This is a genomic window from Lactobacillus jensenii DSM 20557 (assembly GCF_001436455.1).
In the GTDB taxonomy this organism is placed as follows: domain Bacteria; phylum Bacillota; class Bacilli; order Lactobacillales; family Lactobacillaceae; genus Lactobacillus; species Lactobacillus jensenii.
In genome coordinates this window covers 1-8,003 of the sequence record NZ_AYYU01000036.1, presented here as the reverse complement: position 1 = coordinate 8,003, position 8,003 = coordinate 1, and the positions used below count along the sequence as shown (strand labels likewise).

Genomic DNA, 8,003 nt, shown 5'->3' with positions numbered 1-8,003 from the left:
ATTTATGACTTATTTGGCGGTGGTGATTCAGATTCGTCATCTAGTTCATCAACTACGAAATATACAACTTATTCTGAAGGCTCTGGGGTAATTTATTTAAAGTCTAATGGTAAAGGCTATATTGTAACTAATAATCACGTAATTAGTGGAAGTGATAAGGTACAGGTAGTATTAGCTTCAGGAAAAACAGTATCTGCTAAGGTAGTAGGTAAGGATTCGACTAGTGACTTAGCAGTTCTATCAATTGATGCAAAATATGTTACACAAACTGCTAGTTTTGGTGATTCTAAGTCATTAATTACTGGACAAACTGTAATTGCTGTTGGTTCACCTATGGGTAGTGAATATGCTTCTTCTGTAACGCAAGGGATAATATCTGCACCAAGTAGAACAATCACCACTTCTTCTAACCAACAGACAGTTATTCAAACTGATGCCGCTATTAATCCAGGTAATTCAGGTGGTGCATTGGTAAATTCTGCTGGACAAGTAATTGGGATTAACTCTATGAAATTGTCCCAATCTACCGATGGTACATCAGTTGAAGGAATGGGATTTGCCATTCCTTCTAATGAAGTAGTAACTATTATTAATCAATTGGTTAAGAATGGAAAAGTAACTCGACCACAATTAGGAATTAAGGTTATTTCATTAAGCGAGTTAAATTCAGCTTATAGAGAACAATTAGGAATCAAAACCAGTTTAAAGAGTGGTATTTATGTAGCTAGTGTAACTAAGAATAGCGCAGCTAGTGCTGCAGGGATGAAGAGTGGAGATATTATTACCAAAGTAGATGGTACTAGTGTTTCAGATGTTGTTTCACTCCATGAAATTTTATACAAGCATAAGATTGGCGATAAAGTAACGGTTACCGTGAATAGAAATGGTAAGACTGTTAATTTAGATGTAACACTTAAGTCAAATTAAGAATAATGTAAAAACTGCTAAGGTGCATTGTTAAGCACTTTAGCAGTTTTTTCTTAATAAAAAGAATGTGAAACTAATTTAAGTTCGCTTTTTAAATTTGTCAAGGAAGAAATAAGTGAGGTAAGCTTGTGGGAAAATGTGGAAAACTTTGTGGATTGTGTATAAATATCTAAAAAAGCGGTTTCCTTATGGGAATAAGCTGTGCATAATTAGTGGATAAAATTTAGAAGTAATATTATTTAATAGCTATAAATGCTGATATATCAACAAAATATATAAAAAGTTTGTAAATGTAGATATACACAGGAAAAATATCAAAAAAAGTATAAAAAATTTTTTCAGAAAGTTAGTTCCCACTATTAGTAGTAGATGCTAAGAAAAAAGTACAATATATAGAATTTTGATTTCCACAGGTGTGGATAACTTGTGTGGAATAGTTGTAGATTCTGGGGTAAAATTAATAACATGAATATTAAGATAGTATGTGTTGGAAAACTAAAAGAAAAGTATTTTAAAGACGGTATAGCAGAATATGCAAAACGATTGAGTCGATTTGTGAAGTTTAAGATTGTGGAAGTACCTGATGAAAAAGCTCCTGAAAATATGAGTGAAGCTGAGCAAGAGCATGTTAAGGAAGTGGAAGGAGAAAAGATTCTTAGCAAGATTAAAGATAAGGAATATGTGATTGTAACGGCTATTAAAGGACGCGAGAGAGCTAGTGAAGAATTAGCCAAAGAAATTGCAGATTTGGGTACTTATGGACATTCAGATATTACCTTTGTGATTGGTGGTAGTTTAGGAACGAGTCCAGCTGTGAATAAAAGAGCTAATGATTTATTGAGCTTTGGAAAATTGACGATGCCCCACCAGTTAATGAGATTAGTTCTCACTGAGCAAATATATCGGGCATTTATGATTAATTCTGGTAGTCCATATCATAAGTAGAAAAAGCTAAAAGGAACCGAATTTTGACATTCGGTTCCTTTTTTATTTGCTAAAAATGAAAAAGATATTATAATAATTAAAAATTATATTTAATAGAGGTACATGTCATATGATTGCTTTTAAAAATTTACAAAAAAGGAAGTATTTTAATAATTGAAGGGATTTAGAATTATATGGATCAAGATTTACAATTTGATCAAGTAAAAAATAAATTAGCTAGTTTTGCCAGAACAAGTGAAGCAAAAGAGCGCATAGTGAATATCAAGCCGTTAACTAATATTAAAGCCGTTGAATCTCTGTTAACTCAGACTGAAGAGGCGGTAAAATTGCTAAATTTGCGGGAACATATTCCATTTGCAGGTAGTGAAAATATTGAGCACTTACTTAAAAAAGTTGAAAAGGGAATTAGTTTAGATGCAACTGAATTAGAAACGATTGCTGACTTCTTACGTGTCAATTTATTGATAAAACGATATTTTTATAAAAGAAAAATGTTGGCGCCTAATTTAGCGTTGATTGCTAGTGATTTAGTAGAGTTAACTAAGTTAGAAAATGAAATTTATAGCAAAATTGAACATGGGATTGTAAGTGACAATGCAGGCTATGACTTAGGAAGACTGCGTAGAAAAAAATGTGAATTAAAAGAAAAAGTAAAAAACTACTTGTCAGATTTTCTTAAAAATAAAAATTATGAGCAGTATTTACAAGACTATATTCCCTTTAAAAAAGAGGGACATTGGACAATAGCTGTAAAAGCTAGCTTTAAATCTAAAATTGCAGGTCAGGTTATAAGTAAGTCAGCTAATGGAAAAACTTTTTATATTGAACCAGCAAAAGTTAGCAATTTGGTTTCACAAATACTTGCGATTGAAGCGCAAATCACATTAATTGAAGAACAAATTTTAGGTTTATTAACAGCTAGGATATTTGAAGATTTACAAGCGCTTAGAACTAATCTCGCAATAATTAATGAAATAGACTTCATCTTAGCAAGGGGGCAATTTTCGATTGATTTTTCAGCGAAAAGACCACAATTGAATGAAAAGCAAGAATTGGTTTTGCATGAAGTACGTCATCCTTTGATACAACATCCAGTGCCACTTTCATTAAGTCTAACTAATCAGACAAGAGGTTTGATGATAACAGGTCCTAATGCTGGCGGAAAGACTGTCAGTTTAAAAACAGTTGGATTAAGTATCTTGATGACAGAAATTGGTTTATTTTTACCAAGTAGTAAGCCATGCAATATTCCAATTGTTAAAGATATATTTATTAGTATTGGAGATCATCAAAATTTAGATAATTCTTTATCTACTTTTTCTGCCGAAATGACAACTTTAAGTAAGATTTTGCAAAAAGCAGGAAAAAGGAGCGTAATCCTACTTGATGAAATTGGTTCGGGAACCGATCCTAATGAAGGAGCTGCGATAGCAATCGCTAGTTTAAGTGAATTAATTAATTCTGGCAGTATAGTTATTGCTACTACTCACTATAGCGCAATAAAGGATTATGCAAATAAGCAAGCTAACTTTATAACTGCATCAATGGATTTTGATTTGACAACTTTACAACCTACATATCGTTTGAAAATGAATGAAGTTGGCGATTCACGTGCTCTCTGGATAGCTGAAAAAGTAGGAATTAATAAAAAAGTAATCACAGAAGCTAAAAAAATATTACAAACTGGTAAATATCCTTTAAAAGCAAGTAAAATTATTTTTCATGAAAAAACTAAAAGTAAATATCATAATGCTTCATTAGCCAAGGGAGATATTGTTTATTTAAGTAATTTAAAGAAAGAAGGTATTTTTTATCAAAAAATTCAGTTTAAGGATGAAATTGAGGTTTTTGTAGATAAAGAATTTGTAACTGTACCGCTGAAACGAGTGAAATTATTGCGACAAGCCAAAGACTTATATCCTGAAGGTTATAATTTGGATTTATTGTTTATCAAAGATTATCAAGATTATAAGTTTAATCGTGATTTAAATCGCGGTTCGAAAAAAGCTTTTAAAACATTAAATAAACAAAGAGTAACAGGGATAGAGAGTGGAAAATAATGAATGAACTTTTAGCTGTACAAAATATTAAACGCTACTTCAAAGGAAAGAATAAAACAATCTTCAAAGCTGTTGATGGAATTAGCTTTATCCTTCATAAAGGTGAGGTGATTTCTTTTGTCGGGCCTAATGGAGCGGGGAAAACGACCCTAATTAGGTCTATTTCAGGTTATTTAGTTCCTACTAGTGGCAAGATTGAAATCATGGGCTTAAATTTAGCACAAAAACCTCGAGAGGCACGCCAAAAGATGGGAGTTGTCTTTGGTGGAGATCGAGGGTTTTATAACTCAGCTTCTGCCTATGATAATCTAGCCTTTTTTGCAAGGCTACTTAACGTTAAAGAAAAAGACATTAAAAATAATGTCTTGAATGCCTTAGAAATTGTTAACTTACTTGATGTTAAAGATAAGTATGTTGGCTCTTTTTCTAAAGGGATGATGCAAAGATTGCATATTGCTCGCGGATTAGTTAATAAACCTGAAATTCTAATGTTAGATGAGCCAACTGCTGGTTTAGATGTGGAATCTGTTTATACGGTTAGAGAGCTGATTAAAAACTTAAAAGAAGCAGGTCATGGAATTATTTTAACTAGTCATGATATGGCAGATATTGAAACTTTAGCAGATACAATTCATTTAATTGGTGGGGGAAAACTAGTCTTTAGTGGTAATAATGATCAGATTAAAGAATTTGCTGGAGTTGATGCTAACACTAGCTTAGAAAAAGCCTACTTAGCAATTGCACCTAAGTTGAAGAGGGGGCTATAAAGATGCTACGCTTCATTAACTTAGTTAAATTCCAGCTTAAACTGTATGTTAAAAATAGTTATTTTGTTATGTTGGTAATTACAACTACAGCCACAATGGAGCTATATCAGTATTTAGCCCATTATGTGAATCAAACTTATACTGGGCAGGAATGGTTAATTGCTGGAATTATGGGAACCTGGGCTTCTTGTACAACTAGTGCCGGTGCTCTAGCTTATCAAAGATGGCAAGGAACTTTACCGTATTTATTAAATTCAGGAATTAGCCGCGAGCTAGTTTTACTTGCAACGCTGTCGCCAGCAGCAATTTATGGCTTAGTTGCTTTTCCTTTAGCTGGAGTTTTGGCCATAGTATTAGGGATTCCAGTAGCTAATTTAGACTGGCAGCTTGGGCTAGGGATTGTAATCTTATGGTTGACTGCAACAGTTTTGAGTTATTTTATTAGTTTACTTTTCATCTTAACTCGAAATGCAATGGCATATGAAGAATTAGTCTTAACTCCCATCTTACTTTTATCAGGTTTGTTAACAATTCCAAGTTTTGCCTTGCCATATTTGAAACCAGTGCAAATGCTAAGTCCGTTGACTTTGCCAATTAAGCTAATTTATCAAGAAAAAATAAATTTAGAACTTATTCTTACTTATCTTTTAGTAACTATATTTTTTGTCTATATCTCCAAAATACTAACCAAATTCGTTATTAAACGAGCCTTCAAAGAAAATAGATTGGGGGTATTCTAATGGAAAATTATAAAGTTACTTTTTCAACAATTGGTGATTTTGAAAATTTACGAACCATTATTGTTAATTATTTGATTTTGCCAGTTGTGTCCCTTGTTATGTTTTTACTAATTATTTATGATACTGGTCAAGATTTTCGTCGAGTGTTAATTGGAAGTCTTGCTACAACGGCGATAATTACGATGGTAGGAATTATTACCGGTTCATATTGTTATGACCAAAATGTTGGTACTAGTGAAGAAATTATTTCCATTAAGCCCAAGTTTAGCCAATATTGGTTACCCAAGATTATGATAGCTAGTGTAGCTGCAGCGTTGGAATTGTTGGTATTGGCTTTGATTGCTTTAACTAGTATGGGGATGTTAGCTTACGCAGGAAAATTGACTAGTGCATTTTTAATTATGATTGTTTTTGCTAGTTTGTTAGCTTATATTTGTGCGCTTGCGGGAGATCAAAAAGAAAATCCATATTGGCTAACTAATATTGCAACTGCTAGTTTGGTACTTGTAGCTGGAGTGATTATTCCTGTGAGTCAGTATCCAACTTGGCTAAGGGTAGTAGCAGAAGTTTTTCCTGTTAGTGATTTACTTGATTGGATTTTAGCTGGGAGTTATTTTAATCAGGCTTTGGCAGTTACGCTTTTTAAGCTGGGATTTTGGTTTATTTTAGCTGGTGGGATGCGACTTTATCATAATTGGTATGTAAGAAATAGGTAGCAATTAAGCAAATATAAGAAACTAAGTAAAATATATTGAATACAGATAACTTTGGAGGTACAACTATGACCCTAAAATATGCTCATCCTTTCAAACTATTTATGTACTTAATCTTGGCAATAATTAAGTCGTTTGAAATGGTATTTGTTGCTTATACTTTTAAACTGTTTATTGATTATGCTAATAAACCCAAGGGTAGTTTGCTAAATATTGTACTTGTTGCTTTTGGAGTATTAGTTTTATTGGGAATAGCGGGAGTGCTATATCAATTGCTGTATGCCAATATTGTGACTGAGATTAATTTAAATATTAAGGCTAAAGCAGCAAAATACTTACTTGTTAATAGAAATTCTAATTCTGAAATTGATGTATCGTTCATGACTAATGACTTAAAGCAACTTGAAACTAATCGCATTGAAGCACAACTAGATATTATCATGAATGCCATTCAATTTATTTCAGCTTTTGTTTCAGCTTTATTAGGGTCATGGATTTTATCATTGGTATTCTTATTTGCTGCCTTTGCTCCAGCATTATTACAGAATATCTTTGGACCAATGATTGAAAAAAGTTCCGATGTCTGGGAAAAAGAAAATCGAAAATATACTAATACAGTAGATGATTCTTTGACTATCGCACCCATGTCTCAGCTTTATGATGTTGAACCTTCATTGATGCATCGCTTGTATAAAGCAGCTAAAAACATGGAATTAGCTCTTAGAAAGACCAATAGTGTTAAACAGATTGCTAATGAATTAACTATGACTTTAGCATTTATTTGTTCAATGTTATTACCTTTTGCGATTGGGGTATATTTGGTAGTTAATGGGCAGATAACATTGGGTACTATCATGATGATTGCCCAATTAGCAAATAACTTTATTAATCCTATTGTTGGTATTTTTGGTGATATTAATAATGTTAAGTCAACAAATCCAATTTGGAATAAATTTTTAGCAATTCCGGAACTTACTAAGGAATCTATAGAATCAGCTACAAATAAATTCACTAACTTAAAAATCCAAAATGCTGCAATTAAAATTAATGATAAGCAAATTTTCTCTAACGTAAATTTAGATGTTAAATCAGGTGAAAAAATTTTACTTGATGCGCCATCGGGTTGGGGGAAATCGACTTTATTAAATGTGATAACTGGTAATTATAAGTTAACTACTGGTGATTATCTGTTTAATGGTAAAGAAGAAAATGGTAATTGGAGTCAATTGCACCAGTACTTTAGCTTTATTAATCAAAAACCAATAATTTTAGATGATACTTTAGGCTTTAACATAACTTTAGGAAGAAAAGTTTCTGCTGAAATTTTAGACAATGCAATTACTAAAGCGGGATTAAAAGAGCTAGTTGCAGATAAAGGGTTAGATTACCAAGTTGGCAAAAATGGGAAGAACCTGTCTGGTGGTCAAAATCAACGGGTTGAAATTGCTCGGGCAATTATAGCTGATCGTCCAATTTTGATTGCTGATGAAGCTACTAGTGCTTTAGATCAAGAACTATCTGAAAAGATTCATCAAACTATTTTAGAAGATTTCCCAGGTACAGTAATCGAAGTTGCCCATAAAGTTTCTGAAAAAGAAAAGGCTAAATTTACTCAAGTAGTAGAATTAGTTAAAGCTTAAATAAACTATCAACAGAAAAATTATAGAGCCAAAAATAGCGGTTGAGAATAATCTCATCGCTTTTTTGATTTTCCTGAATAAAATCCTCTGTTTTTTCGTATTTTATATTGTACGCAAAAATTAGGAGGAAAAGAGATGCTAGATGATAACAAATTCTATGGCTTCACAAATGATGAGATCTTTGGCAGTATTATGCAAAATAAACGTTTTT

Annotated in this window: 7 protein-coding genes; all 7 read left to right on the top strand. The window is 32.3% G+C overall.

Annotated elements, in window-relative coordinates:
- Nucleotides 1–927, top strand: a 927-nt coding sequence (locus tag FC45_RS07040; RefSeq protein ID WP_057706502.1) for a S1C family serine protease, incomplete at its 5' end; no start/stop codon positions are given.
- A 465-nt stretch (nucleotides 928–1,392) separates the two neighbouring features.
- Nucleotides 1,393–1,872, top strand: a complete 480-nt coding sequence (rlmH, locus tag FC45_RS07035) for a 23S rRNA (pseudouridine(1915)-N(3))-methyltransferase RlmH (RefSeq protein ID WP_006585418.1) — start codon at nucleotides 1,393–1,395, stop codon at nucleotides 1,870–1,872.
- A 173-nt stretch (nucleotides 1,873–2,045) separates the two neighbouring features.
- Nucleotides 2,046–3,932, top strand: coding sequence for an endonuclease MutS2 (locus tag FC45_RS07030; RefSeq protein WP_057706500.1), 1,887 nt, complete (start codon nucleotides 2,046–2,048; stop codon nucleotides 3,930–3,932).
- Nucleotides 3,932–4,699: an ABC transporter ATP-binding protein gene (locus FC45_RS07025; RefSeq protein WP_057706498.1), complete on the top strand. Its 768-nt coding sequence runs from the start codon at nucleotides 3,932–3,934 to the stop codon at nucleotides 4,697–4,699. The genes FC45_RS07030 and FC45_RS07025 overlap by 1 nt, the downstream gene beginning before the upstream one ends.
- Before the next feature lie 2 nt (nucleotides 4,700–4,701).
- On the top strand, nucleotides 4,702–5,439 hold the full coding sequence (locus tag FC45_RS07020) for an ABC transporter permease (RefSeq protein WP_006588330.1): 738 nt from the start codon (nucleotides 4,702–4,704) through the stop codon (nucleotides 5,437–5,439).
- Nucleotides 5,439–6,155, top strand: coding sequence for an ABC transporter permease (locus tag FC45_RS07015; RefSeq protein ID WP_006585421.1), 717 nt, complete (start codon nucleotides 5,439–5,441; stop codon nucleotides 6,153–6,155). The genes FC45_RS07020 and FC45_RS07015 overlap by 1 nt, the downstream gene beginning before the upstream one ends.
- Before the next feature lie 65 nt (nucleotides 6,156–6,220).
- Nucleotides 6,221–7,792 (top strand): ATP-binding cassette domain-containing protein, encoded by a 1,572-nt coding sequence (locus FC45_RS07010; RefSeq protein ID WP_006588331.1) that lies wholly within the window; start codon nucleotides 6,221–6,223, stop codon nucleotides 7,790–7,792.
- Nucleotides 7,793–8,003 lie beyond the last annotated feature (211 nt).